This window comes from Pararhodobacter zhoushanensis, from assembly GCF_025949695.1.
In the GTDB taxonomy this organism is placed as follows: domain Bacteria; phylum Pseudomonadota; class Alphaproteobacteria; order Rhodobacterales; family Rhodobacteraceae; genus Pararhodobacter; species Pararhodobacter zhoushanensis_A.
This window is the reverse complement of sequence record NZ_JAPDFL010000001.1, coordinates 4,312,214-4,337,920: the sequence shown is the minus strand read 5'-3', so window position 1 is coordinate 4,337,920 and position 25,707 is coordinate 4,312,214. Positions and strand designations below refer to the sequence as shown.

Here is a 25,707-nt window from a genome sequence, read left to right as displayed (position 1 = left end):
GAGAGAATATGGCCAAGAAATCCATGGTCGAGCGTGAGAAGAAGCGTCAGAAGCTGGTTGCACAATATGCGACCAAGCGGGCTGCGCTGAAAGCCGTTGCGACGGACTCGACCGCCTCGATGGAAGATCGTTTTAAAGCGAACCTGAAGCTGGCTGAACTGCCGCGCAACTCGTCGGCCGTGCGTCTGCACAACCGCTGCGAGCTGACCGGTCGTCCGAAGGCTTACTATCGCAAACTGAAACTTAGCCGCATCATGCTGCGTGAGCTGTCCTCGTTTGGTCAGATCCCGGGCATGGTCAAGTCCAGCTGGTAAGGAGGAGCGCCATGTCTATGAACGATCCTCTCGGCGATATGCTGACCCGTATCCGGAACGCGCAAATGCGCGGGAAGGCGACCGTCATCACGCCCGCGTCCAAGCTGCGTGCTTGGGTGCTCGATGTTCTGATCGCGGAAGGTTACATCCGCGGTTACGAGCCCAAGACCTCCGCCGCCGGTCATGCTGAGCTGGAAATCCAGCTGAAGTATTCGTCCGGTGAACCGGCGATCCGGGAAGTGTCGCGCGTGTCCAAGCCGGGCCGCCGCGTCTACGCCGGCGTCAAAGAAATTCCGTCGGTTCGCAACGGCCTGGGCATTTCGGTGGTTTCGACCCCGAAAGGCGTCATGTCCGATGCGAATGCACGCGCTGCCAACGTTGGCGGCGAAGTGCTCTGCCGCGTGTTCTGAGGAGGGCTGGCATGTCTCGTATCGGCAAGAAGCCTGTCGCTGTACCTTCGGGTGTGAACGCGACGATCTCGGGCCAGACCGTTTCGGTCAAAGGCCCCAAGGGCACGCTGTCCTTCACCGCCACCGACGATGTCACCATCACCCAAGAAGATGGTGCCATCAAAGTTACGCCCCGCGGCAATTCCAAGCGGGCTCGCCAGCAGTGGGGGATGACCCGCTCGATGGTCGAGAACCTGACCGTCGGCGTTTCGACCGGTTTCAAGAAAGAAATGGAACTGGTCGGGGTTGGTTACCGTGCAGCAATGCAGGGCAAAGACCTGAAGCTGTCGCTCGGCTATAGCCACGAAGTCATCTTCGCGGTTCCTGAGGGCATCACCGTCGCAACCCCGAAACCCACCGAAATCGTGATCGAAGGTATCGACGCGCAGAAAGTGGGCCAGGTCGCCGCGAATATCCGCGAGTGGCGTTCGCCCGAGCCCTACAAGGGCAAAGGGATCCGCTACAAGGACGAGTATATCTTCCGTAAGGAAGGCAAGAAGAAGTAAGGACGCGAACGATGGCGAACACCAAGATGAAGCTGTTCCAGAAGCGTCGTCAGCGCGTCCGGAACAAACTGCGGAAGACCGCCAACGGCCGTATGCGCCTGTCGGTCCACCGTTCGAACAAGAACATCAGCGTCCAGCTGATCGACGATGCCAACGGGACCACGGTCGCCGCAGCGTCGACGCTGGAAAAGGAACTGGGTGTGATCGGTGTGAACAACATCGACGCGGCTGCCAAGATTGGCGCCACGATTGCCGAGCGCGCGAAAGCGGCTGGCGTCGAGGAGTGCTATTTCGATCGTGGCGGTTTCCTGTTCCACGGCAAGATCAAGGCTCTTGCCGATGCGGCCCGCGAGGGCGGCCTGAAGTTCTGATTTCAGTGCAGGCGGCACCGTCAAGGTGCCGCCTCGATGATCCGGGGCGCAGGGGCCAGTGGCCTTTGCCCACCGTGATCGGGTATCAGCGGCGCACATCAGAGCGCGCCACCTAATATAAGGATGCCTCAATGGCAGAACGTGACAACCGCCGGGGAGGCCGCCGCGACGAGCGCGACGAGAACCCCGAATTCGCCGATCGCCTTGTCGCGATCAACCGCGTGTCGAAGACCGTCAAGGGTGGTAAGCGCTTTGGCTTCGCCGCACTCGTCGTTGTCGGCGACCAGAAAGGCCGTGTCGGCTTTGGCAAGGGCAAGGCGAAAGAAGTGCCCGAGGCCGTCCGCAAGGCGACCGAACAAGCCAAACGTTCGATGATCCGCGTTCCGCTCAAAGACGGCCGCACGCTGCACCACGACATCGAGGGCCGTCATGGCGCTGGTAAAGTCGTGATGCGGACGACCGTTCCCGGTACCGGGATCATCGCCGGTGGTCCGATGCGCGCAGTGTTCGAGATGCTGGGCCTGCAAGACGTCGTGGCGAAATCGCTCGGCTCGCAGAACCCCTACAACATGATCCGCGCGACCATGGACGGCCTGAAAAAGCAAGCCAGCCCCCGTCAGGTTGCGCAGCGTCGTAGCAAAAAGGTTGCCGATATCCTCCGCAAGGATGATGCCGCGGCCACCACTGACGCGTAAGGAGAGCTGAGCATGGCAACCATCACCGTCAAGCAGATCGGCTCGCCGATCCGCCGCCCCGCCAAACAGCGTGACACGCTGAAAGGCCTGGGTCTGAACAAGATGCACAAGACCCGCGAACTGGAAGACACCCCTTCTGTGCGCGGCATGGTGAACTCGATCCCGCACCTGGTGCAGCTCATCGAAGAAAAAGCCTGAGCCACGGCTTGGTGCGTTTTTGAAAGGGCGGGGGAAACCCCGCCCTTTTGCTATGTCCGTCACTCTGCGTGCCGTGCGCGAGCGCCTGCGCGCGTCGCGGCCGGACTGCTCCGTCAAAGTTGATCACCCTTGCGCGGGCAAGCTCTTCCCTTTCCTGCGCGGCCCGCCTACGCCGGGCGTGCCATCTCAGGGGTGACTCATGCGTTTCGCCGTATTTCTCGCCATCGCGCTGCCAAGCCTTGCGCCCATGGCGGCGCAGGCCGGGCTGTGTGACTACCGTCTTTCTCAGGTCATTGAGCGTCGCCAATCTCCGGCCGGAGACGCGGCACGGGCAGCCAATGCGGCGCCCTCTGATCCCGGCCCGATGCTCTATCTGATGGTCAACCCGCGTACCGGCGCGACAAGCGTGGGGGCTACGGGCGGCGCGCAGGCTCAGCCCGACAGCGGCGTGCTTGTGCGCACCGCGCGTCTGCTCGGGGCCGCTGTAGCAATGGTCGGAGCCGAGTCGCCCTTGCTCGGTATCAGCAGCACTGCCATTGGGGTCGGCCTTGAGGCCGTTTGCCGTTTGCAGGACGAGCGCATCAACGGGTACGATGACGTGCTCGGGGTGTTGCGTGAAGTGGACGCCAACATGCCCCCCGACCTGTTCGCGCTGATCGAACCCGGGTTGGAGCGCCGCGATGCCTTCATCCGCTTCTCTCGCAATGACGGCTATGAGATGTCCGAGTATCCGGTGAAGGATCTCTACATCGTTAACGGCCGCCTCTATCTGCGCAACTGGGGTGTCAACGAGATCGTCGGCGACATCGCTGTGTTCATGCCTCGGGCTGCTGAGTAGACGGGCTCCCTTGTCCCTTCCGCTCGGCTGCGCCACTCTCAGCGCAGCCGGGGAGGGGCCAGAATGCTCGACGTGTCATCTTTCGACCTGAACGCCATCGGGATGGACTATATCCGCGATCCCTATCCGACCCTGCGCGCGCTGCGTGAGCAGGCGCCGGTGCATCGCAATGGCGATGGCAGTGTGTTCCTGACCCGTCATGCCGATATCCTGAAAGTCTATCAATCCCGCGCCATGCTGTCGGACAAGACCGAGGAATTCGGCAAGAAGTTCGGCCAATGCCCGCTGCATACCCATCACACCACGTCCTTGGTGTTCAACGATCCGCCCTATCACACCGTGGTGCGCAAGCTGCTGGCGTCCGCCTTTACCCCGCGCAAGCTGGCGGTGTTCGAGGGGTTGATCGAGGGCATCGTGGACCGGCTTCTGGACCGGGTCGAGGATCTGGGCGAGCTGGACCTGATCGACGATTTCGCCAAGGTTCTGCCGACCGAGATCATCAGCTTCATGCTGGGCATCCCGCCCGACTACCGCACCAAGCTGCGCGGCTATTCGCTGGCAATTCTGGGCGCGCTGGACCCGGTCGTATCGCCTGACCGGCTGAAGGCGGGGAATGAGGCCGTGACCGAGTTCGCCGAGATCCTGAGCGAGATCATCGCCCACCGCCGCGCCCATCCTGACGGCGCGATGGAGGGGGAGGTGCTGGACAGCCTGATTTTCGGGGATGTGGACGGGCAGCGGCTGACCGAGGAAGAGCTGATCCAGAACTGCATTTTTCTGCTGAACGCCGGGCATGAGACGACGACCAGTCTGGTCGGCAACTCGATCGGCATCCTGCTGGGCGCACCGGGCGAGCATCGCCGGCTGATCGACGACCCGGCACTGATCACCTCTGCCGTCGAGGAATTCTTGCGGTTCGAGAGCCCTTTGCAGCAGGGCAACCGGCTGGCGGGCGAGGATATCGACCTTGGCGGCACGCTGCTGCGCAAGGGGACCTATATCCACACCTCGATCGCCGGGGCCAACCGTGATCCGGCGGTGTTCGATCAGCCTGACCGCGTGGATCTGTCGCGCAAGCCCAACAAGCACCTGGCCTTTGCCACCGGCATCCACATCTGCCTTGGCGCGACGCTGGCGCGGGTGGAGGGGCGGCTGGCAATTGGCGGGCTGGTCAAGCGCTTCCCCAAGCTGGCGGCGAATGGCGGCAGCGCCCTGGTGCCGTTGGCCCGGTTCCGCGGCTATGCCAGGCTGCCGGTCCGGGTGCGCTGAGCGGCTTAGCCGCTGCCGGGGACCAAGGGCGCCGATGCACCGCGTCCGCCGTCCATCGGACTGTCTGCGGGCGGGCGGCTGCCCGGGGGCAGGGGAGGGCGGTCGTTGTCTGTGTCGGCGTTCGCCATGGGGTCGACGCCGATGATCATCTGCACCAGATAGGCGCTGTCCTCTTCGGTTACCGCCGCAAAGGACGCCTGCGTTGCCTGCTGTGCGATACGGTCGGTCCTGTTGACCGTGTCACGCGCGCCTTCGCGCTGATAGGCCGGAACGTTGAGATACAGGTATTCCGACAGCGCATCGGGGACAAAGATCTGTCCGGTCAGGACGGTGTGCTCGTCCAGCCAGACCTTGAAATGCATATGGGTGGTGCGGCCGCGATACCAACCGGGGTAGATCGTGTCGAAGGTGACGATCCCCTGCGCATCGGCGATCTGCGTGCCGCGCAGAAACGTCTCGCCGCGGGCCGAGCTTTGGCCGGAATCGCCGCCAAAGCTGGAATAGACCCCTTGCGCATCGCAATGCCACAGGTCCACCCGCGCGCCCTCGATCGGGGCACAGGCAGCGTCCACCACCTGCAGGCGCAGGTGGACAGGGACGCCCGGCCTGCCCTCGGTGATGTCGCGGCGGATCAGGCCGGTGTCGAGGTAATAGGGCCCCTCGGTGACGCCGGGGGTCAGGGCGCAGACATCGCTGCCGGGGATCAGCGCCGAGGTGTCGGCATAGACCAGACGCGGCAGCATCAGGCCGCTGGCGCCCACGGCGAGCGTGGTCAGCACCTGACGGCGGTTCAGGGGGAAATCTGTCATCGGGGTGTCCCTTTGTTACCGGCTTGAACGTAGGGTGCGCCCGGTTCCGTCGCGAGGAAGGCTCGCAACTGTGTGAACAGGCTGCGCGCCTCTCCGCCACACGCTGCGCAGGCTTGAACCGCCGCAGCTTCCCGTCTATACGCCCCCGATCGGCACTGTGCCGACTCAGAACCAAGAAACGCCGAGTTGCCCTTTTCCGTCGCAGGTTGGGTATTCCGGCATAGGAGATGCGACATGAAACTGAACGAACTGCACGACAATCCCGGTGCCAACAAAACCAAGAAGCGCGTTGCTCGCGGCCCGGGTTCGGGCAAGGGCAAGACCGCTGGTCGTGGTATCAAGGGTCAGAAATCGCGTTCGGGCGTTGCGATCAACGCTTACGAGGGCGGCCAGATGCCGCTGTACCGGCGTCTGCCGAAACGCGGCTTTAACAAGCCGAACCGTAAAGAATGGGCTGTGGTCAACCTCAGCGCCATCGTGAAATTCATCGACGCCGGCAAGATCGACGCTTCGGTCGAGATCACCGAGGACATTCTGGTGGCTTCGGGTCTGGTGCGCCGCAAGCTGGACGGTATCCGCGTTCTGGCCAAAGGCGAGTTCAACACCGCGCTGAACATCAGCGTCACGGGCGCCTCGAAACCGGCGGTCGACGCTGTTGCCAAAGCTGGCGGCACGCTCAAAACCAAGGTCGCGGTGGCTGAAGCAGCCGAATAAGGTGTTGTGGGCGAGCCTCTCGCCCCTTACATCTTCGGCATGGGTTTTCCAGCGCCGCCAACCGGAGCCCGGTTTGGCGGCGCTGTCATGAAAGAGACGGGAACATGGCATCTGCTGCAGAGCAAATGGCGGCCAACACGTCGTGGGCCACCTTGGGTAAAGCCAAGGACCTGCGCCAGCGCATCTTTTTTGCGATAGGTCTGCTGATCGTTTACCGGCTGGGGACGTATATCCCTGTGCCGGGCATTGACGGGGCATCACTGCGTGAATTCATGTCGGGTGCTGCTGCCGGTCTGGGCGGCATGCTCAACATGTTCACCGGCGGCGCGATCTCGCGCATGGGGATCTTCGCCCTGGGCATCATGCCCTATATCTCGGCGTCGATCATCGTGCAGCTGGTGGCGTCGATGTACGGCCCCTGGCAAAACCTGCGCAAAGAGGGCGAGCTGGGGCGGCGCAAGCTGAACCAATACACCCGCTATGGCACGGTGTTCCTGGCGCTGGTGCAGTCCTACGGTCTGGCCGTGAGCCTCGAGGCCGGGGATCTGGCGACCGATCCGGGCTGGTTCTTCCGTATTTCCACGGTGATCACGCTGGTGGGCGGTACGCTGTTCCTGATGTGGCTGGGTGAGCAGATCACCGCGCGCGGGATCGGTAACGGCACCTCGCTGATCATCTTCGTCGGCATCATCGCCGAGGTTCCGGCGCATCTGGCCCAGTTCCTCAGCCAAGGCCGTACCGGCACGATCTCGTGGCCGGTGATCATCGGTATCATGCTGATGATGATCGCGCTGGTGGCGTTCGTGGTCTTCATGGAACGAGCGCTGCGCAAGGTCCATATCCAGTACCCGCGGCGTCAGGTCGGCATGAAGGTCTATGACGGCGGCTCGTCGCATCTGCCGATCAAGGTCAACCCGGCCAACGTGATCCCGGCGATCTTCGCGTCGTCGCTGCTGTTGCTGCCGACCACGCTGAGCACCTTCTCGGGCAGCTCGACCAACCCGATCATGGCAACGATCCTTGCCTATTTCGGCCCGGGTCAGCCGCTGTATCTGCTGTTCTTCACGGCCCTGATCATCTTCTTCACCTTCTTCTACACGCTCAACGTGTCGTTCAAGGTTGATGACGTGGCCGACAACCTCAAGAACCAGAACGGGTTCATTCCGGGTATCCGCCCGGGCAAGCGGACCGAAGAATACCTCTACTACATCGTGACCCGTCTCACGACTGTCGGCGCCCTGTATCTGGCTGGTGTGGCGCTGATGCCGGAAATCCTGCGCGCGCAGTTGTCGATCCCGTTCTACTTCGGGGGCACGTCGGTGCTGATTATCGTCGCTGTGACGCTGGATACGATGAGCCAGGTTCAGTCTCATCTGGTCGCGCACCAGTATGAAGGATTGCTGGAACGCTCCCAGCTGCGCGGCAAGAAGCGCGGCACGCCCAAGAAAGGACCCGCGCTGAGATGAACATCATACTGCTGGGCGCCCCGGGCGCCGGCAAGGGCACGCAGGCGCGTGTCCTTGTCGAAGGCCGGAACATGGTCCAACTTTCGACGGGCGACATGCTGCGGGCGGCGCGGACCTCGGGCACCGAAATGGGCAAAAAGGTCGCGGCGATCATGGACGCGGGCCAGTTGGTCACGGACGAGATCGTTATCGGCCTGATCGCCGAGCAGCTGGACGGTGACACCAAGGGCGGCCTGATCTTCGACGGTTTCCCGCGCACGCTGGCGCAAGCCGACGCGCTGGGGGAACTGCTGGCGGCCAAGGGCATGGAGCTGGACGCGGTGGTTGAGCTGCGGGTGGATGATGAGGCGCTGGTCGACCGCATCACCGGGCGCTTTACCTGCGGCAACTGCGGTGAGGTCTACCACGACCGCACCAAGCCGACCAAGGTAGAGGGCACCTGCGATGTCTGCGGCTCGCACGATCTCAAGCGTCGCGCCGATGACAACGAAGACAGCCTGCGCCAGCGTCTGCTGGAGTATTACAAGAAGACCTCGCCGCTGATCGGCTATTACCACTGCAAGGGCAACCTGAACGCCGTGGATGGCTTGCAGGCGATGGACAAGGTTACGGCCGACGTGGCCGCCGCCCTCGACGCCTGACGACCGGGCCGACGTGTGACGGTTTGACCCCGCTGACCCCGTGTCAGCGGGGTTTTGCATGGCCCTGCGCGCGTTTTGTGAAAAGTTAACGCTGCGGCCATGAAGGGCTGGATCTGACCGGCCTGAGGCGGTAATCTTTCAGAGTGAGCTGTCGATGCCCGCTGATGGCATCCGGCGATGCGCCTGCCTGCGCAAAAGACTCTTGACAGAGGCTTGCAGCCCTTGACGGCTACTGGAAAACCCCCTACCCGGTGCGACTGATACCGCGATCCGAGTCGCTTTTCGATTCGGTTCGTTCGCTTGGCACGGCCACAGACTGCGGCGCGTGTTGTGAAAAAAGGTTCTGGGACTACGGAACCGCAACAGAAGGAAGAAACCGCGTGGCACGTATTGCTGGCGTTAACATCCCCACCGGAAAGCGCGTTCCCATCGCGCTGACCTATATCACTGGTATCGGTCCGTCGATCGCCAACGACATCATCACCTCTCTGAACATCGAGGCTTCGCGCCGCGTGAACCAGCTGACGGATGACGAGATCCTGGCGATCCGCGAATACATCGACGCCAACCTGACCGTCGAAGGTGACCTGCGTCGCGAAGTTCAGATGAACATCAAACGCGCAATGGACATGGGCTCGTACCGTGGCCTGCGTCACCGTCGCAACCTGCCTGTGCGCGGCCAGCGCACCCATACCAACGCCCGTACGCGTAAGGGCCCGGCGAAGGCTATCGCCGGCAAGAAGAAGTAAGGGGAGGCAGGACCAATGGCTCGGGATACCAAAACCACGCGCGTCAAGCGCAAGGAACGCAAGAACATCGCCGCTGGCGTGGCGCATGTGAATTCGACGTTCAACAACACCAAGATTCTCATCTCGGACGTGCAGGGCAACGCCATTTCGTGGTCGTCCGCCGGCACCATGGGCTTCAAGGGTTCGCGTAAATCGACTCCTTACGCTGCCCAGCTCGCTGCTGAGGACGCTGCCAAGAAAGCCCAGGAACACGGCCTGCGCACGCTCGAAGTTGAAGTGCAGGGCCCCGGTTCGGGCCGCGAGTCGGCGCTGCGCGCTCTCGCTGCCGCCGGTCTGCAGATCACCTCGATCCGCGACGTGACCCCCTGGCGCACAACGGCTGCCGTCCGCCGAAGCGTCGCCGCGTCTGACGCCAGATTATCGGGATCGGGCCGCGCCTTTGGGGTGCGGTCCGATTCTGTCATAGAGACCCTCGGGCGTGTCCGGTCTGGTCATGAACCGGTCACAAGAATGGAGGCTAATCCATGATCCACAAAAACTGGCAGGAATTGATCAAGCCGGCGCAGCTTGATGTGCGCCCCGGCGCAGACCCGTCGCGCCGTGCGACCGTCGTCGCCGAGCCGCTCGAGCGGGGCTTCGGCCTGACGCTGGGCAACGCGCTGCGTCGCGTGCTGATGTCGTCGCTGCAAGGCGCTGCCATCACCTCGGTGCAGATCGACAACGTCCTGCACGAGTTCTCGTCCGTCGCTGGCGTGCGCGAAGACGTGACCGACATCGTCCTGAACCTGAAGGGCGTCGCCCTGAAGATGGACGTGGACGGTCCCAAGCGCGTGACCATTTCGGCCCGCGGCCCTTCGGTGGTCAAGGCTGGTGATATCGCTGTCACCGCTGGCATCGAAGTGCTGAACAAGGACCACGTTGTCTGCCACCTCGATGACGGCGCCGAGCTGTTCATGGAGCTGACGGTCAACACCGGCAAAGGCTATGTCGGCGCCGACAAGAACCGCCCGGAAGACGCGCCCATCGGTCTGATCCCGATCGACGCGATCTATTCGCCGGTGAAAAAGGTCGCCTACGAAGTCGCCCCGACTCGCGAAGGTCAGGTGCTGGACTACGACAAGCTGACCATGAAGATCGAAACCGACGGCTCGGTCACGCCCGAGGACGCCGTGGCCTTCGCCGCGCGCATCCTGCAAGACCAGCTGCAGGTCTTCGTCAACTTCGACGAGCCGGAAGCGGCCGGTCGTGGCGATGCCGATGACGGTCTGGAATTCAACCCGCTTCTGCTGAAGAAGGTTGACGAGCTGGAACTGTCGGTCCGTTCGGCCAACTGCCTGAAGAACGACAACATCGTTTACATCGGCGACCTGATCCAGAAAACCGAAGCCGAGATGCTGCGCACCCCGAACTTCGGTCGCAAGTCGCTGAACGAGATCAAGGAAGTGCTTTCGGGCATGGGCCTACATCTCGGGATGGAAGTCGAGGACTGGCCGCCAGAGAACATCGAAGAGCTGGCAAAGCGCTTCGAAGACCAGTTCTGAGGATAAGGGGTGGGTTGAAAACCCACCCTACGGGCCGCGCGCGCGGTTCGACGTGAAGGTAGGGTGGGGTTTAACCCCACCTTACGCAAAATGCCCGGACTGCCGGGGAACATCCTGGGCTTTCAGCCCCAACGACGTGTCCTGCTACGCACAGGGCGCAACACAAAGCAAAAGACGTTAATAGGAGACTCCCATGCGTCACGCCCGTGGCTACCGCCGCCTGAACCGCACCCACGAACACCGCAAGGCGCTGTTCGCCAACATGGCCGGCTCGCTGATCGAGCACGAGCAGATCAAGACCACGCTGCCGAAAGCCAAGGAACTGCGTCCGATCGTTGAAAAGCTGATCACGCTTGCCAAGCGCGGCGACCTGCACGCCCGCCGTCAGGCCGGTGCGATGCTGAAAGAAGACAAGGACGTCGCCAAACTGTTCGAGATCCTTGGCCCTCGCTACAAGGACCGCGCCGGTGGTTACATCCGCGTCCTGAAAGCCGGCTTCCGCTATGGCGACATGGCACCGATGGCGATCATCGAATTCGTCGAGCGTGACGTGAACGCCAAAGGCGCTGCCGACAAAGCGCGCCTGGAAGCGATCGAGAACGCCGAAGACTGAGATCTGCGCCGTCTGGCCGGATCAGAACCCCCGCAGCCCGGTGCTGCGGGGGTTTTTCGTTGCGCGCCTGCTTGACGGCGTTTGACGTCGGGATAAGGTCGATGTGATCAACAAGGAGGGCGCTATGTCCTGGATTGCCATGGTGCCTGTCGCACTGATCGCGTTGCTGCATCTCTATATTCTGTGGCTTGAGATGTTCGCCTGGGAAACCCGGGGTCCGGCGGCCTTCAGCAGCTTGCCGCGTGATCTCTTCAAACCGACCAAGGGGCTGGCGGCCAATCAGGGGCTTTATAACGGCTTTCTCGCCGCAGGGTTGATCTGGTCGCTGCTCATCGCGGACCCGGACTGGGCGCGCAACGTCGCCACCTGCTTCCTGCTTTTCGTGCTTGTTGCCGGGGCCTACGGCGCGCTGACGGCCAGCCGTCGCATTTTCCTGATCCAGGGCGTCCCGGCGTTGATTGGTCTGGCGGCCGTACAGCTGCTCTGAGCCCACCATCCCATTCGCGTGAGCCGCCTTGCATCGCAGGGTGCCGGTGACCATTCTGCGGTCATCGACACAGCAGCGGAGACAGGCATGCGACTCGTCGGATTGGTTCTTATCGGAACGCTCGCCGGTGCGGGGATTACCTTGGGCGCGCTTCAGGCGCTCACACCCGTGAGCGCACAATCGACGGCCAATCCGCCCCCTCCCGCTGCCTCGCCTGTGCCGCCTCTCCATGGCGCGGCGGTCGTCCCCGCGGCGGCGCCGGCAGCGGTCGTGCCCAGCAGTCAGGCGCAGGTCCAGCTGTCCTTTGCCCCCGTGGTGCGCGCCACCGCCCCAGCGGTTGCGTCTATCTACGCGCGGCGTGTGGTCGAAGCGCAGCAGAGCCCGTTCTTCAACGACCCGGTGTTCGGCCAGTTGTTCGGCGACCGACGCCGCGCCGCGCCGCGCGTGCAGAACGCGCTGGGGTCCGGGGTGATCGTGTCGAGCGATGGCATCATCGTCACCAATTTTCACGTCGTGGGGAACGCCGACGATATCCGCGTGGTGCTAAATGACCGGCGCGAGTTTGCGGCGCAGGTGATCTTGCAGGACGAAGAGAGCGATCTGGCCGTTCTGCGGCTGGACGGGGCGCGGGATCTGCCTGCGATCCAGCTGGCCGACAGCGACCGGGTCGAGGTCGGCGATCTGGTGCTGGCCATCGGCAACCCGTTCGGCGTGGGGCAGACGGTGAGCAGCGGGATCGTTTCGGCGCTGGCGCGGTCGGGCATCGCGGTGGGTTCGGGGCGCGGGTATTTCATCCAGACGGATGCGGCGATCAACCCGGGCAACTCGGGCGGCGCGCTGGTGGATATGCAGGGGCATCTGGTGGGGATCAATTCGGCGATCCTGACGCGCTCGGGCGGGTCCAACGGGATCGGCTTTGCGATCCCGGCCAATCTGGTGTCGCAGGTCGTGGCGCAGGCCGAGGACGGGCGGGACCGTTTCCAGCGCCCGTGGATCGGCATGACCGGGCAGGCGGTAGATGCCGCACTGGCCGACGGGCTGGGCATGGGGATGCCGCAGGGCGTGGCGATCACGGCGCTGCACCCTGACAGCCCGCTGACGCAGGCGGGTCTGCGGGCGGGGGATGTGGTGCTGGCCGTGGACGGCGAGCCGGTGAACGCACCCCAGGAGATGATGTTCCGGCTGGCAGCAAAGGGGATCGGCGGCAGTGCCACAATGGACTGGCAGCGTGGAACGCAGCGCAATACCGGCACCGTGTCCCTGATCGCGCCACCCGAGTCGCCTGCGCGCAATCAGCTGACCGTACGCGGCGTGGCGCTGCGCGGTCTGGTGGCCGAGACGATCAACCCGGCGGTGGCGGCGGAACAGGGGCTGGATCCGGCGGCCAGCGGTGTTGTCGTGGTCGAGGCGCAGGATATCGCAGCGCGGGCGGGTTTGCAGACGGGGGATGTGCTGGTGTCGGTCAACCGCATGGTGGTGACTGACACAGCAGCGCTCGACCGTGCGCTGCGCGATCCGGCGCGGTATTGGGAGGTCGAGGTGCTGCGTGACGGGCGCCGTAGCCTGCTGCGCTTTCGTCTGTGATCAAAAGGAGCGGCTGCGCCGCACGCCAATGAGCGCTTCGCGCGGTGGAAGGGGCTTTCAGCCCCCTCTTCGGCTGACGCCGAATTCACCCCCGAGGATACTTGAGGACAGAAAATAAGGTTTCGTTAACCATGTCCCATTTTCTGTCTCTAAATATCCACGGGGGTTTCCAAAGGGGGCGCGTGCGTCCCCTTTGGCGCAGGGAGCGCGAGGGGGCGCGCAGCCCCTCGCTTTGCCGATGACGTCTTTCCGGCGGCCTGTGCAGCGCCTAGATTGTGTCTATGGCTGATCTGTTTGATTCTGATCCTTCCGAGCGCGACCTGAAAGCTGCCGAGGCACCGCGCCCGCTGGCGGACCGGTTGCGGCCACGGTCCTTGGCGGATGTGATCGGGCAACAGGCGGTGTTGGGGGCTGACGGGCCGTTGGGCGCGATGCTGGGGGCCGGGGCGCTATCGTCGCTGATCCTGTGGGGGCCGCCCGGCGTGGGCAAGACGACCATCGCGCGGTTGCTGGCCAAGGCGACGGATCTGCATTTCATCCAGATCAGCGCGATCTTTTCCGGCGTGCCCGAGCTGCGCAAGGTGTTCGAGGCGGCGAAGATGCGGCGCGGGAACGGGCAGGGAACGCTGCTTTTCGTAGATGAGATCCACCGCTTCAACAAGGCGCAGCAGGACGGTTTCCTGCCGCATATGGAGGACGGCACGATCCTGCTGGTCGGGGCGACGACCGAGAACCCCTCGTTCGAGCTGAACGCCGCGCTTCTGAGCCGGTCGCAGGTCATTGTGCTGACCCGGCTCTCGCTTATCGATCTGGAGCATCTGGCCGAGCGGGCCGAGCGCGAGCTGGACCGCCGCCTGCCGTTGACCGGCGAGGCGCGCGAGGCGCTGCTGGAGATGGCCGATGGCGACGGGCGGGCCTTGCTCAATCTGATCGAGCAGGTGATGGCGTGGAAGCTTTCGGGCAAGCTGGACACCGACGCTTTGGCCAAGCGCCTCATGCGGCGGGCGGCGAAATATGACAAATCGGGGGATGAGCATTACAACCTGATTTCGGCGCTGCACAAATCGGTGCGGGGTTCCGATCCCGATGCCGCGCTCTACTGGTTCGCGCGCATGCTGGAAGGCGGCGAGGATCCGCGCTTTCTGGCGCGGCGGATCACCCGCATGGCGGTCGAGGATATTGGCCTTGCCGATCCGCAGGCGCAGACCGCCTGTCTGGACGCCTGGCAGACCTACGAGCGGCTGGGCAGCCCCGAGGGCGAGCTGGCGCTGGCGCAGGCGGTGGTCTACCTCGCGCTCGCGCCGAAATCGAACGCGGTGTACAAGGCCTACAAGGCCGCGCGGCAGCTGGCGCAGAAGACCGGCAGCACGATGCCGCCCGCGCATATCCTGAACGCGCCGACCAAGCTGATGGAGCAACAGGGCTATGGCGCGGGCTATCAGTACGACCATGACGCCCAGGACGGTTTCAGCGGCCAGAACTATTTCCCCGACGGCGTGAAGCGTCCGGTGCTCTACAGCCCGCCCGAGCGCGGCTTCGAGCGGGAGCTGAAGAAGCGGGTCGAGTATTTCGCCAAGCTGCGCACGCGGCGGGATGGCGGCGCGGGTTGACTTTGACCGGCCTGCGGTGCAGGGCAACGCGATGATCTACACGCTTTTGCAAGTCGCTTTGGGGGGTGCCATTGGTGCCTCGGGCCGGTATCTGACCGGCGTTGCGTCCTTGCGTCTGATGGGGCCGGGTTTCCCTTGGGGAACACTGGCCGTCAACGTCATCGGCTCGTTCGTGATGGGTGTTGTTGTGGTGGCTCTGGGGCATCTCAGCGCCAACCGTTTCGCGCCCTTGCTGATGACCGGCGTGCTGGGTGGGTATACGACGTTTTCGGCGTTCTCGCTGGATGCGATGACGATATGGGAGCGTGGGCAGCAAGGGCTGGCCATGGTCTATGTCGGAGCCTCGGTGGTGCTGTCGCTGGCCGCCATCCTGGCGGGCTTATGGCTGGCGCGGAGCGTGGTGGCATGAGCGGTGTACAGACAGTTACGGTAGGCGTGGACGAGGGTGAGCAGCGGCTGGACCGCTGGCTGAAACGCAAGTTTCCCCAGATCACGCAAGGCATGATCGAGAAGTTCTGCCGCAAGGGTGATCTGCGGGTCGATGGCAAGCGCGTCAAGGCCTCGGACCGCATCGATGCCGGTCAGGTGGTGCGCGTGCCGCCGCTGCCCGATACCGAAGCGCCCAAGCCCGAGCGTGTGGGCAAGATCACCGCAGCGGATGCCGCGATGATCCGCGAGGCGGTGATCTGGAAAGACGAGCATGTCATCGCGCTGAACAAGCCGCCGGGTCTGCCGTCGCAGGGGGGCAGCGGGCAGGGCGACCGGCATATCGACGGGCTGACCGAGGCGCTGATGTTCGGCTACAAGGAGCGCCCGGTTCTGGTGCACCGGCTGGACAAGGACACCTCGGGTGTCCTGCTGCTGGCCCGCACCCCGCGCGTGGCACGGCGGTTAAGCGAGGGGTTCCGTCACCGCGCGACGCGCAAGATTTACTGGGCCATCGTCGCCGGTGTGCCGCAGCCGCTCAAGGGCACGATCAAATATGGTCTGGTCAAGGGCGGTGGTCGCGGTGAGGGCGAGAAGATGCGCTGCGTCCATCCCAATCAGGTCGAAACGACCGAGGGCGCCAAGCGCGCCACCACCGATTTCGCCGTGCTCGAACGGCTGGGCAGCCGGGCGGCCTGGGTCGCGCTGGTGCCGATCACCGGGCGCACGCACCAGCTGAGGGCGCATATGGCCGAGATGGGGCATCCGATCATCGGCGACGGCAAGTATGGCGGATCGGGGCAAGAGAACCTTGGCGATGGCTGGGGCGCGCAACTGGGCGGCGATATCAGCCGCAAGATGCACCTGCACGCGCGTCAGATCACCTTCGAGCATCCGGTGACCGGCAAGGTCATGACCGTCGCCGCCCCGCTGCCCCCGCATATGGAGCGCAGCTGGAAGACGCTGGGCTGGCAGGAGAATGACGTGCCCGCCGATCCCTTCTTCGACGAAGAATGACCCCATGCGGCTGGTGATTTTTGATGTCGATGGCACGTTGGTCGACAGTCAGGCCGATATTCTGGCCTCGATGGCGGCGGCGTTTGCCAGTGCCGGTCTGACGGTTCCGTCAGACGATGCGGTCAAGGGCATCGTGGGGCTGTCGCTGCCGGTCGCCATGGCGCAGCTTGCGCCCTTGGTCGAGGCGGCGACGCAGGACGCGATGGTGGTGGCCTACAAGGCCAGCTACAACGCCCTGCGCACGGCGAATGGTGAGAAGGGCAGCCCGCTGTACCCAGGTGCCCGTGCCGCGCTGGAGCGGTTGCGCGCCGATCCGGGGGTGACGCTGGCCGTCGCGACCGGCAAGTCGCGTCGGGGCCTGAACGGGTTGTTTGAATCGCACGGGTTGCACGACCTGTTCGCCACCAGCCATGTCGCCGATGACCACCCGTCCAAGCCCGATCCGGCGATGGTGCTGGCCTGTCTGCGCGACACCGGGATCGCGGCGGCGGATGCCGTGATCATCGGTGATACCGAATTTGACATTGCGATGGGCCATGCCGCCGGGATCAAGGCGATTGGCGTGCGCTGGGGCTATCACCCGGATGCGCGACTGGCGGCGGCGGATGTGTTGATCGACAGTTTTGACGCGCTGGATGCGGCACTTGCGGAAATCTGGGGGCAGGGATGAGCGACTGGGCACCGAAGCGGTTCTGGAAAGACGCAACCGTGGTCGAAGCCCCGGGTGGTTTCACCGTCCTGCTTGACGGGCGCGGCGTGAAGACGCCCGGCAAGGCACCGCTGGTCGTGCCGACGCGCGGCTTTGCCGAAGAGGTCGCGGCGGAATGGGCGGCGCAGGGCGACAAGATCGACCCCGACACAATGCCCGCCACGCGCGCCGCCAATGCCGCCATCGACAAGGTCACCCGCCAGTTCGACGAGGTTGCCGAGCTGCTGACGGCGTATGGGGAAACCGACCTGCTGTGCTACCGCGCCACGGACCCCGCAGCGCTGATCGAGCGGCAGGCAGCGGCCTGGGATCCGCTGCTCGGATGGTCGTCCGACCGATTCGGCGTGCAATGGCGGGTGACCTCGGGCGTCATGCCGACCGAGCAACCGGCCGAAACTCTGGCTGAATTGACGGCGCATGTCGCCACGTTAACCCCGTTCCAGCTGACCGCGTTTCATGACCTTGTGGCCATGTCCGGGTCGTTGGTGATCGCGCTGGCGGTGACCGAGCAGGTCGCGCCGGTCGAAGATCTGTGGCGTGCCTCTCGAATCGATGAGGACTGGCAGATCGAGCAATGGGGCGAAGACGAGGAAGCGCAGGCTCTTGCCGCGCGCAGGCAGGATTCCTTTCTTGCCGCTGCCCGTTTTTTCGCCCTTTGCGCATGTTAGCGCGCAACAAGATTGCGCCTTAAAAACCCGGTGTTACCGATCACGCCGCCGCTTGCTTAGGCATCACGGTTGGGAATGATTGACTTGACGGCCAAGGTTTCTCGGCACAAATTTGCTCATGCAGCACCGAAACAGTGCGCAAAATTGCTTTGGCAATGAATGTCCGGGTGCGGCCCGGTACCAACTCGCCCTTGCTTGGGCACAGAAATTCGCCGGAAACGGCGGTACCAGATCGCCCGATGAGGCGACGAAAACAGGAAGAGGTAAGAATGAAAAAATCAGTATTCATGGGCACGCTCGCGACCGCGGCATTGGTTGCAGGCTTTGCCTCGGCCACGACGCTGGAAGATGTGCAGGCCCGCGGCTCGCTGAACTGTGGCGTGTCGACTGGCGTGAACGGCTTCTCGGCCCCGGACGCAAACGGCGTCTGGCAAGGCTTTGACGTCGCCGTTTGCCGCGCCGTCGCTGCGGCCGTTCTGGGCGATCCGATGGCGGTAAACTTTGTGCCGACCACTGGCCAGACCCGCTTTACCGCGCTCGCCTCGGGTGAGATCGACATTCTCGCCCGCAACACCACCTGGACCCTGTCGCGCGACGTGGATCTGGGCTTCACCTTCATCGGCGTGAACTACTACGACGGTCAGGGCTTCATGGTCGACCGTGCTCTGGGCGTCTCGTCGGCAACCGAACTTGATGGCGCGACCGTCTGCATCCAGACCGGCACCACGACCGAGCTGAACCTTGCGGACTACTTCCGCATCAACAACATGACCTACGAGCCGGTTCCGATCGAAACCAACGCCGAAGCTCAGCAGCAGTATCTGGCTGGTGCCTGCGACGTGTACACCACCGACGCGTCGGGTCTGGCTGCCACGCGCGCCTCGTTCGAAACCCCGGGCGACCACGTGATTCTGCCCGAGATCATTTCGAAAGAGCCGCTCGGTCCGCTCGTCCGTCAGGGCGACGATCAGTGGGCTGACATCGGCCGCTGGACGCTGAACGCGCTGATCGCTGCTGAAGAGCTGGGCGTGACCTCGGCCAACCTCGAGCAGATGGCTGCCGGCACCACCAACCCGGAAATCAACCGTCTGCTGGGCTCGGAAGGCTCGCTGGGCGAAATGCTGGGTCTCGACCCGCAGTGGGCGATGCACGCGATTGCTGCCGGTGGCAACTATGGCGAGATCTTCGCGGCCACCATCGGTGAAGCAACCCCGATCGGTCTGGCACGCGGCCTGAACGCACAGTGGACCCAGGGTGGTCTGCTCTACACCCCGCCGTTCCGCTAAGCGACGGCACTACGGCGCGCGGTGACCCCACCGCGCGCCGTTTTCCTATCAGACATCGCATAACCGTGCCCTCCGACGCTCTTAGAGCGCGAAGACAAAAACCAGACACGGATGCAGGGAGACAATTGATGGCAATGGTGGACAGCGGGGCTCCGAAGGGGTCATTTCGCCTGAGCATGCTGCTATACGATACGCGGTATCGCTCTTACACGATCCAGATCTTTGTGCTGATCCTTCTCATGCTGGGCGCCGCCTGGCTGATCGACAACACGATCCGCAACCTCGCGGCTCTGGGCAAAGATTTTTCATTCGATTTCTTGTGGAACGTGTCGGGCTACGACATTTCACAGCGGCCCATCGAGTATGACAGCACCTATACCCACGGCCGCGCGGCGATCGTCGGGCTGCTGAACACGCTGATCCTGGCGGTGATGGCCTGCGTGACCGCAACGGTGATCGGGGTGATCGCCGGGGTGCTGCGCCTGTCCAAGAACTGGATCATCGGCCGGTTGATGACGGTCTATGTCGAGACCTTCCGCAACGTCCCCGTGCTGATCTGGATCATCGTGGTCAGCGCCATCATGTCGGAATCGATGCCGCCGCCCAGTGCGTTCCGCGGGGACGATCCGGCCAGCAGCATGCTGCTGTTCGATTCCATCGCCGTCACCAACCGCGGCGTTTATGTCCCCGGTCCGCTGTTCGAGAACGGCCTTGGCTACTTCAATATCGTGGGTGTGGATGTCAGCCTGAACCTGATGGCGTTTCTGGTCGTCGTCGGGCTGTCGATCTGGGTGAACCGTCGGGTTCTTGCCAGCGCCACCAAGATCCAGAACGCCACCGGCGTCCGCCCCAAGACGTGGTGGAAAAGCCTGCTGATCCTGTTCGTTCCCGCCATCGCGCTGCTGGTCTTTCTGGGCTTCCATCTGGAATACCCCGAACTGCGCGGGTTCAACTTTACCGGCGGCATCCAGATGCGGAACTCGCTGCTGGCCATGTGGCTGGGGTTGAGTATCTACACCGGCGCTTTCGTCGCCGAGATCGTGCGTTCGGGCATTCTGGCCATCTCGCAGGGGCAAAGCGAAGCCGCCTTTGCGCTGGGGTTGCAGCCGGGCCGCACGATGCGGCTGGTGATCCTGCCGCAAGCGCTGCGCGTCATCGTGCCGCCGCTGATCTCGCAATACCTGAACATCACCAAGAACACCTCGCTGGGTCTGGCCGTGGGCTACATGGACCTGCGCTCGACACTGGGCGGGATCACCATCAACCAGACCGGCCGCGAGTTGGAAGGGATGATGTTGCTGATGCTGGTCTATCTGGTGATCAGCCTGATCATCTCGACGGTGATGAACTTCTACAACAACCGCGTAAAGCTGAGGGAGCGCTGAGATGAGTGATACCCATGCGCATACCGTCCGCTTTGTCCGCGAGACGATGCTCCCGCCCCAAGACCCGCCCAGCAGCCAGATCGGCATGGTGCGCTGGGGGCGCGAGAACCTGTTCGACGGCCCGCTGAACATCATCCTGACGGTGATTTCGCTGCTGGTCGTGCTGTTCCTGGTCATGGAGATGGGCCCCTGGTTCGCCAACTCGATCTGGAACGCGAATTCGCTGACCGAATGCCGGCAGATCCTCGACGGTGCCAGCGGCGCGTGCTGGGGCGTGATCAAGGATCGCTGGCCGCAGCTGATGTTCGGCTTCTACCCGCCCGAGCTGTACTGGCGGCCCGTGACGGCGCTGGTCCTGCTGTTCGTCGCGATTTCGCCGGTTCTGTTCCCGTCGGTGCCCAAGAAGGTGCTGTACTTCACCATGGTCTATCCCTTCCTGGGTGTCTGGCTGCTGTGGGGCGGGACGATCTGGGGCCCGGTCGCGGTCGCTCTGGGTTTTGTGCTGGGCTATGGTCTGGTGCGGGCGACGGCGCAGTTTTCGACACTCTTGTCAGCGGCCTTCGTGGTGATCGTGCCGCTTCTGTACTGGCTGTTTGTGGCCGGTCCGCTGGTCGATGCCCTCTCTGCCATCGCACCGCTGGCAAGCCAGTCGGTGCCGTCGCGTGAATTCGGCGGCTTTCTTGTGTCGCTGGTGATCGGCGTGTCGGGCATTGCCCTGTCGCTGCCCATCGGCATCCTGCTGGCGCTGGGGCGTCAGTCCAACATGCCGCTGATCAAGTATGTTTCGGTGGTCTTCATCGAATTCATTCGTGGCGTGCCGCTGATCACGCTGCTGTTCACGGCCTCGTTGCTGCTGAACTATTTCCTGCCCCCCGGCACCAACTTTGACCTGATCCTGCGGGTTATCATCATGGTGACGCTGTTTGCGTCGGCCTATATGGCCGAGGTGATCCGCGGCGGTCTGGCTGCATTGCCACGCGGCCAGTACGAGGCCGCCGACGCGCTGGGTCTGGACTATTGGAAAGCCCAACGTCTGATCATCATGCCGCAGGCGCTGAAGATCTCGATCCCGAGCATCGTCAGCACTTTCATCGGTCTGTTCAAGGACACAACGCTGGTGGTGTTCATCGGCATTCTCGACCCGATCGGTCTGGCGAATGCGACGCGCGCAAGCTCGGATTGGCAGGGGATTTACTGGGAGCTCTTCATCTTCATCGGTGCCGTGTTCTTCATCTTCTGTTTCTCCATGTCGCGCTACTCGATGTCTCTCGAGCGCCGTCTGAAAACTGATCATCGTTAAGGAGTAGAGCCATGGAAGCCACGCAAGACCGTAGCGTCAACCGCGCTCAGATGCAGGTCAGCGACGAAGTCGCGATCCAGATCACCAACATGAACAAGTGGTACGGCAGTTTCCACGTGCTGCGCGACATCGACCTGACGGTGAACCGCGGCGAACGGATCGTCATTGCCGGGCCCTCGGGCTCGGGCAAATCGACGCTGATCCGCTGCATCAACCGGCTTGAAGAACATCAGGCCGGGCAGATCATCGTCGATGGGACCGAGTTGTCATCGGACCTGAAGAACATCGACAAGGTGCGCTCCGAGGTCGGGATGGTGTTCCAGCACTTCAACCTGTTCCCCCATCTGACCATTCTGGAGAACCTCACGCTGGCACCCATCTGGGTGCGCAAGACCCCCAAGCGTGAGGCCGAGGAAACAGCGATGTATTTCCTCGAAAAGGTGAAGATCCCCGAGCAGGCGCTGAAATACCCCGGGCAGCTTTCGGGCGGTCAGCAGCAGCGCGTTGCCATTGCCCGCTCGCTCTGCATGAAGCCGCGGATCATGTTGTTCGATGAACCGACCTCGGCGCTGGATCCCGAGATGATCAAAGAGGTGCTGGATACCATGATCCAGCTGGCCGAAGAGGGCATGACCATGCTCTGCGTGACGCATGAAATGGGCTTTGCCCAAGCCGTCGCCAACCGCGTGATCTTCATGGATCAAGGCCAGATCGTCGAACAGAACGAGCCTTACGAGTTCTTCAACAACCCGCAATCCGAGCGGACCAAGCTGTTCCTGAGCCAGATCCTGGGTCACTGACGCTGTAGCGCGACCATGAAAACGGGGGGCCTTGGCCCCCGTTTTGCCGTCGTGCACGCGCCGCCTAAGCGCGGTGTTTGAGCCATGCGCGGATGCGCCCGCGTGCATTGGTGTAGGGGGACGATGTGTTAAGCTGGATCATCCGCCCCTTGGTCCATGTCCGGTACCAGACCCGCCCGTAAAGCTCGTCATTCGAGCGCGCGGCGACGGTTTCGGCCAGCCGGGCCTGAACCGCGCGCAGCCGGGCCAGCAGCTCGGGCCAGTCTGCAGACTGGTAATCGGCGTAGAATTTCTGCGCCAGCAACCCCAGTTCGGCCCAGGTGAACCCGGTCTCGGGGAAGGGGACCGGCTCGCCCCGGTCGTCGCGCTCGAGCCAGGACAGCACCAGCGTGTTCCAGCCCAGCAGATAGGCGACCAGATCCGCCGGGCTCATACGGGTGCCTGCGGCGTGTCCGTCCATTGACGCCACGCGCGCTTGGTCAACGGGCACACGCTCCAGATCCGCCATCAGCCTGGCAAAACTCGTGTCGATGGCGGCCAGCAACGTGGCCTGCGATGTGGGGATGGCCATGGCGGTTCCTTGCGGGCACCGGACCCTGAGGGGGCCGGCGGCCCGCTGTCCGGCTCAGGGGAAGGCTGCGCCCAGAGCAATCTCGACCATATCCCCAAACGAGCGTTCGCGGTCGGCAGAGGGTAGGGCTTCTTGCGTGATCAGGTGATCCGAGATGGTCAGCACGGCCAACCCGCGCACCCCGTGACGCGCACACAGGTTGTAGAGCTCGGCGGCCTCCATCTCGACGCACAACACGCCGTGGTCGGTCATGATCTTGTTCAGATCCTTGCGGTCGTCATAGAACACATCAGACGAATAGATATTGCCGACATGGGTGGTGACCCCCTTGTCCGCCGCCGCCTTGTGCGCCGCCGCCAGCAGGCCGAAATCGGCGCAGGGGGCAAAGTTGATCTCGCGGAAGAACCCGCGCGACGGCGTCGACAGCGAGGTGGCGGTCTGCGCCAGCACCACGTCGCGCAGCTTGATGCTTTCCTGCATCGCCCCGGCGGAACCGATGCGGATCAGGGTCTTGGCGCCATACTCACTGATCAGCTCATTGGCATAGATCGACATCGACGGCATGCCCATGCCCGACCCATGGATCGTCACCGGATTGCCGCGCCAGGTGCCGGTGAAACCCAGCATGCCGCGCACCTCGTTCACCAGAACGGGGTTGTCGAGAAAGGTCTCGGCGGCCCAACGGGCGCGATACGGGTCGCCCGGCATCAGGACGGTGGGGGCGATCTGGCCGGGTTTGGCACCGATATGGACGGTCATGAGGGGCTCTCCTGTTCTTACGCTGCCGAGTTTATCATCATGCCACAGGGTGAAAAGCCCTGGCGATGCGCTTGCAACCGGCAGGGGGCTTGCGCAAGGTGCTCGCTAATCGCTTGCCTGGGGAGGGCGCATGCCAGAAATCCGCAACATCCTGTTCGTTATGTATGATCAGCTGCGCCATGACTATATGTCCTGCGCGGGCCATCCGACGATGCGCACACCCAATTTCGACCGGCTGGCGGCCAAGGGCGTGCGCTTCACGCAGGCCTATGTGCAATCCCCCGTCTGCGGTGCCAGCCGCATGTCCTATTACACCGGACGCTATGTCGGCTCGCATGGGGCGGCATGGAACGGCTATCCGCTCAAAGTGGGCGAGGCCACGATGGGCGACCATCTGCGCAAGCTGGGAATGGACAGCTGGCTTCTGGGCAAGACCCATATGACCCCCGATACCGAGGGGATGGCGCGTCTGGGACTGACCCGTGACAGCGTGATCGGCGCGCGGGTTGCGGAATGCGGCTTTGATCTGTGGGTGCGCGAAGACGGCCTCAACCCCGAAGGCCCGGACGGGTTCTATTATGCCACCCCGTCACCCTACAACGAATACCTCAAGTCGCTGGGCTATCCGGGCGAAAACCCGTGGCATGACAACGCCAACGCGGGCGTGGATGAGGACGGATCGGTCGCGTCCGGCTGGCTGATGAAGAACGCGCGCAAGGGGGCGAACGTCAAGGAAGAACACTCCGAGACGCCCTGGCTGACCGACCGCTGCCTCGACTTCCTTGCCTCGCCGCAGGCGGCAGAACGGCCGTGGCTGGCGCATCTGAGCTATATCAAGCCGCACTGGCCCTATATCGCGCCCGAGCCCTATGCCTCGATGTACGGCCCGCAGGATGTGGTGCCCGCCAACCGGACTGAGGCCGAACGCGAGGATCCGCAGCCCGTTTACGGCGCGTTCATGAATAACCTGATCGGCAAGGCCTTCTCGCGCGATGAGGTCCGGTCCGAAGTGGTGCCCGCGTATATGGGCCTGATCGCGCAATGCGACGACCAGTTCGGACGGTTGCTGGATCACCTCGAGTCAACCGGCCGGATGGAGGACACGATGATCGTCCTCACCGCGGATCACGGCGATTACATGGGCGATCACTGGATGGGGGAGAAGGACCTGTTCCACGACTGCTCGGTCCGCGTGCCGCTGATCATCTATGACCCGCGTCAGTCGGCGGGAAGCACGCGCGGCACGACCTGCGACGCGCTGGTAGAATCCATCGACCTGACGGCGACCTTTATCGAGGCGGCAGGCGGCGAGGTTCCCGAGCATGTGGTCGAGGGCAGATCCCTGATGCCTTTCCTGCGCGGCGACACGCCGGCCGAGTGGCGCGACGTGGCGATCAGCGAATACGATTATTCGTGCAGCGTCATGGCCGGGAAACTGGGCGTCGCACCCAAGGATGCCGTGCTGTTCATGATCTTCGACGGTCGCTGGAAGATGATGCACGCCGAAGGCGGCTTCCGGCCGATGCTGTTCGATACGCTGAATGATCCCAAAGAGCTGGACGACCGGGGCGACGATCCGGCCTGCGCCGAGACCCGCGCGCGGCTGATGGAGCGCCTGTCAGCCTGGTCGCGCCGCGTGTCGCAACGCACGACGATCTCCAGCGACCAGATCATCGCCCGCCGCGGCAAGGCGCGCAGCAAGGGGGTGTATCTGGGGGTCTATGATGAAAACGACCTGACGCCTGAACTGCTGGTGCCGATCACCGGTGCCGCAAAGGGTGACTTCCGGTAGACCGGCGCTCGGGGGCATCGAGCCCCCTCGCGCCGGGCGGGGCCAGCCCCGCACCCCGTTCAAGGGGGACGCACGCGCCCCCTTGAAAATCCCCCGTGGATACTTTCAGACAGAAAATGCAACAGGGTTAACGAAACCTT

At 63.5% G+C, this 25,707-nt stretch carries 30 protein-coding genes and 1 pseudogene; 27 read left to right on the top strand and 4 right to left on the bottom strand.

The window, feature by feature from the left end; genetic code table 11:
- Positions 1–8: 8 nt before the first annotated feature.
- The 8 genes from rpsN to OKW52_RS21640 all read left to right on the top strand — a co-directional run bounded on the left by rpsN (position 9) and on the right by OKW52_RS21640 (position 4,640).
- Positions 9–314, top strand: a complete 306-nt coding sequence (gene rpsN, locus OKW52_RS21675; RefSeq protein WP_127109161.1) for a 30S ribosomal protein S14 — start codon at positions 9–11, stop codon at positions 312–314.
- A gap of 11 nt (positions 315–325) precedes the next feature.
- Positions 326–724, top strand: coding sequence for a 30S ribosomal protein S8 (rpsH, locus tag OKW52_RS21670; RefSeq protein ID WP_127109163.1), 399 nt, complete (start codon positions 326–328; stop codon positions 722–724).
- Between the two features lie 11 nt (positions 725–735).
- On the top strand, positions 736–1,269 hold the full coding sequence (gene rplF / locus OKW52_RS21665) for a 50S ribosomal protein L6 (RefSeq protein WP_127109165.1): 534 nt from the start codon (positions 736–738) through the stop codon (positions 1,267–1,269).
- 11 nt (positions 1,270–1,280) lie between these two features.
- Positions 1,281–1,640 carry a 50S ribosomal protein L18 gene (gene rplR / locus OKW52_RS21660; protein ID WP_264507549.1) on the top strand — a complete coding sequence of 120 codons (360 nt, stop codon included), beginning with the start codon at positions 1,281–1,283 and terminating at the stop codon, positions 1,638–1,640.
- A gap of 131 nt (positions 1,641–1,771) precedes the next feature.
- Positions 1,772–2,335 (top strand): 30S ribosomal protein S5, encoded by a 564-nt coding sequence (gene rpsE, locus OKW52_RS21655; protein ID WP_127109169.1) that lies wholly within the window; start codon positions 1,772–1,774, stop codon positions 2,333–2,335.
- 12 nt (positions 2,336–2,347) lie between these two features.
- Positions 2,348–2,533 (top strand): 50S ribosomal protein L30, encoded by a 186-nt coding sequence (rpmD, locus tag OKW52_RS21650; RefSeq protein WP_264507548.1) that lies wholly within the window; start codon positions 2,348–2,350, stop codon positions 2,531–2,533.
- A 199-nt stretch (positions 2,534–2,732) separates the two neighbouring features.
- The gene (locus tag OKW52_RS21645; RefSeq protein WP_264507547.1) at positions 2,733–3,371 is read left to right on the top strand and encodes a hypothetical protein; all 639 of its coding nucleotides are present in this window, start codon (positions 2,733–2,735) and stop codon (positions 3,369–3,371) included.
- A 63-nt stretch (positions 3,372–3,434) separates the two neighbouring features.
- On the top strand, positions 3,435–4,640 hold the full coding sequence (locus OKW52_RS21640; RefSeq protein ID WP_264507546.1) for a cytochrome P450: 1,206 nt from the start codon (positions 3,435–3,437) through the stop codon (positions 4,638–4,640).
- A 5-nt stretch (positions 4,641–4,645) separates the two neighbouring features.
- On the opposite strand, the gene OKW52_RS21635 is transcribed toward OKW52_RS21640, so the two are convergent.
- Positions 4,646–5,449, bottom strand: coding sequence for an intradiol ring-cleavage dioxygenase (locus tag OKW52_RS21635; RefSeq protein WP_264507545.1), 804 nt, complete (start codon positions 5,447–5,449; stop codon positions 4,646–4,648).
- Positions 5,450–5,683: 234 nt separating this feature from the next.
- Between OKW52_RS21635 and rplO the strand changes: the two genes are divergently transcribed.
- The 14 genes and pseudogenes from rplO (at position 5,684) to OKW52_RS21565 (ending at position 17,674) form a co-directional block, all read left to right on the top strand.
- Complete coding sequence (gene rplO / locus OKW52_RS21630) at positions 5,684–6,163, top strand: 50S ribosomal protein L15 (RefSeq protein WP_264507544.1); 480 nt, start codon at positions 5,684–5,686, stop codon at positions 6,161–6,163.
- Between the two features lie 104 nt (positions 6,164–6,267).
- Positions 6,268–7,629, top strand: a complete 1,362-nt coding sequence (gene secY, locus OKW52_RS21625) for a preprotein translocase subunit SecY (protein ID WP_264507543.1) — start codon at positions 6,268–6,270, stop codon at positions 7,627–7,629.
- Positions 7,626–8,270, top strand: coding sequence for an adenylate kinase (locus tag OKW52_RS21620; protein ID WP_264507542.1), 645 nt, complete (start codon positions 7,626–7,628; stop codon positions 8,268–8,270). The genes secY and OKW52_RS21620 overlap by 4 nt, the downstream gene beginning before the upstream one ends.
- Positions 8,271–8,650: 380 nt before the next feature.
- The gene (rpsM, locus tag OKW52_RS21615; protein WP_127109182.1) at positions 8,651–9,019 is read left to right on the top strand and encodes a 30S ribosomal protein S13; all 369 of its coding nucleotides are present in this window, start codon (positions 8,651–8,653) and stop codon (positions 9,017–9,019) included.
- Between the two features lie 15 nt (positions 9,020–9,034).
- Positions 9,035–9,429: pseudogene (gene rpsK, locus OKW52_RS21610) on the top strand (30S ribosomal protein S11).
- 114 nt (positions 9,430–9,543) lie between these two features.
- The gene (locus OKW52_RS21605) at positions 9,544–10,560 is read left to right on the top strand and encodes a DNA-directed RNA polymerase subunit alpha (protein WP_264507541.1); all 1,017 of its coding nucleotides are present in this window, start codon (positions 9,544–9,546) and stop codon (positions 10,558–10,560) included.
- A gap of 193 nt (positions 10,561–10,753) precedes the next feature.
- Positions 10,754–11,173 (top strand): 50S ribosomal protein L17, encoded by a 420-nt coding sequence (gene rplQ / locus OKW52_RS21600; protein ID WP_127109188.1) that lies wholly within the window; start codon positions 10,754–10,756, stop codon positions 11,171–11,173.
- A gap of 124 nt (positions 11,174–11,297) precedes the next feature.
- A complete protein-coding gene (locus OKW52_RS21595) occupies positions 11,298–11,660 on the top strand; it encodes a DUF1304 domain-containing protein (RefSeq protein WP_264507540.1) in 363 nt (120 codons plus the stop codon).
- Positions 11,661–11,747: 87 nt separating this feature from the next.
- A complete protein-coding gene (locus OKW52_RS21590) occupies positions 11,748–13,244 on the top strand; it encodes a trypsin-like peptidase domain-containing protein (protein WP_264507539.1) in 1,497 nt (498 codons plus the stop codon).
- Between the two features lie 281 nt (positions 13,245–13,525).
- The gene (locus tag OKW52_RS21585) at positions 13,526–14,854 is read left to right on the top strand and encodes a replication-associated recombination protein A (protein ID WP_264507538.1); all 1,329 of its coding nucleotides are present in this window, start codon (positions 13,526–13,528) and stop codon (positions 14,852–14,854) included.
- Between the two features lie 31 nt (positions 14,855–14,885).
- Positions 14,886–15,263 (top strand): fluoride efflux transporter CrcB, encoded by a 378-nt coding sequence (crcB, locus tag OKW52_RS21580; RefSeq protein ID WP_264507754.1) that lies wholly within the window; start codon positions 14,886–14,888, stop codon positions 15,261–15,263.
- Positions 15,260–16,297, top strand: a complete 1,038-nt coding sequence (locus OKW52_RS21575; RefSeq protein ID WP_264507537.1) for an RluA family pseudouridine synthase — start codon at positions 15,260–15,262, stop codon at positions 16,295–16,297. The genes crcB and OKW52_RS21575 overlap by 4 nt, the downstream gene beginning before the upstream one ends.
- Before the next feature lie 4 nt (positions 16,298–16,301).
- Complete coding sequence (locus OKW52_RS21570) at positions 16,302–16,967, top strand: HAD-IA family hydrolase (protein WP_264507536.1); 666 nt, start codon at positions 16,302–16,304, stop codon at positions 16,965–16,967.
- Positions 16,964–17,674, top strand: coding sequence for an ATP12 family chaperone protein (locus OKW52_RS21565; protein ID WP_264507535.1), 711 nt, complete (start codon positions 16,964–16,966; stop codon positions 17,672–17,674). The genes OKW52_RS21570 and OKW52_RS21565 overlap by 4 nt, the downstream gene beginning before the upstream one ends.
- 40 nt (positions 17,675–17,714) lie before the next feature.
- Here OKW52_RS21565 and OKW52_RS21560 read toward each other — a convergent pair whose 3' ends face one another.
- The gene (locus OKW52_RS21560) at positions 17,715–17,963 is read right to left on the bottom strand and encodes a hypothetical protein (protein ID WP_264507534.1); all 249 of its coding nucleotides are present in this window, start codon (positions 17,961–17,963) and stop codon (positions 17,715–17,717) included.
- Between OKW52_RS21560 and OKW52_RS21555 the strand changes: the two genes are divergently transcribed.
- The 4 genes from OKW52_RS21555 (at position 17,944) to OKW52_RS21540 (ending at position 22,445) form a co-directional block, all read left to right on the top strand.
- Positions 17,944–18,960, top strand: coding sequence for an amino acid ABC transporter substrate-binding protein (locus tag OKW52_RS21555; protein WP_264507533.1), 1,017 nt, complete (start codon positions 17,944–17,946; stop codon positions 18,958–18,960). The genes OKW52_RS21560 and OKW52_RS21555 overlap by 20 nt on opposite strands.
- 176 nt (positions 18,961–19,136) lie before the next feature.
- A complete protein-coding gene (locus tag OKW52_RS21550) occupies positions 19,137–20,345 on the top strand; it encodes an amino acid ABC transporter permease (RefSeq protein WP_406622293.1) in 1,209 nt (402 codons plus the stop codon).
- Position 20,346: 1 nt separating this feature from the next.
- Entirely contained in the window at positions 20,347–21,645 is a 1,299-nt protein-coding gene (locus OKW52_RS21545; RefSeq protein ID WP_264507531.1) for an amino acid ABC transporter permease, read from the top strand.
- A gap of 11 nt (positions 21,646–21,656) precedes the next feature.
- Positions 21,657–22,445, top strand: coding sequence for an amino acid ABC transporter ATP-binding protein (locus OKW52_RS21540; RefSeq protein ID WP_319800492.1), 789 nt, complete (start codon positions 21,657–21,659; stop codon positions 22,443–22,445).
- 64 nt (positions 22,446–22,509) lie between these two features.
- Here OKW52_RS21540 and OKW52_RS21535 read toward each other — a convergent pair whose 3' ends face one another.
- Together OKW52_RS21535 and deoD are read right to left on the bottom strand one after the other, a co-directional pair.
- Entirely contained in the window at positions 22,510–23,016 is a 507-nt protein-coding gene (locus OKW52_RS21535) for a ClbS/DfsB family four-helix bundle protein (RefSeq protein WP_264507530.1), read from the bottom strand.
- Positions 23,017–23,070: 54 nt separating this feature from the next.
- Positions 23,071–23,775 (bottom strand): purine-nucleoside phosphorylase, encoded by a 705-nt coding sequence (deoD, locus tag OKW52_RS21530; RefSeq protein WP_264507529.1) that lies wholly within the window; start codon positions 23,773–23,775, stop codon positions 23,071–23,073.
- A 130-nt stretch (positions 23,776–23,905) separates the two neighbouring features.
- On the opposite strand from deoD, the gene OKW52_RS21525 reads away from it, so the two are divergent.
- Positions 23,906–25,567, top strand: a complete 1,662-nt coding sequence (locus OKW52_RS21525; protein WP_264507528.1) for a sulfatase-like hydrolase/transferase — start codon at positions 23,906–23,908, stop codon at positions 25,565–25,567.
- The last annotated feature ends 140 nt before the right edge of the window (positions 25,568–25,707 follow it).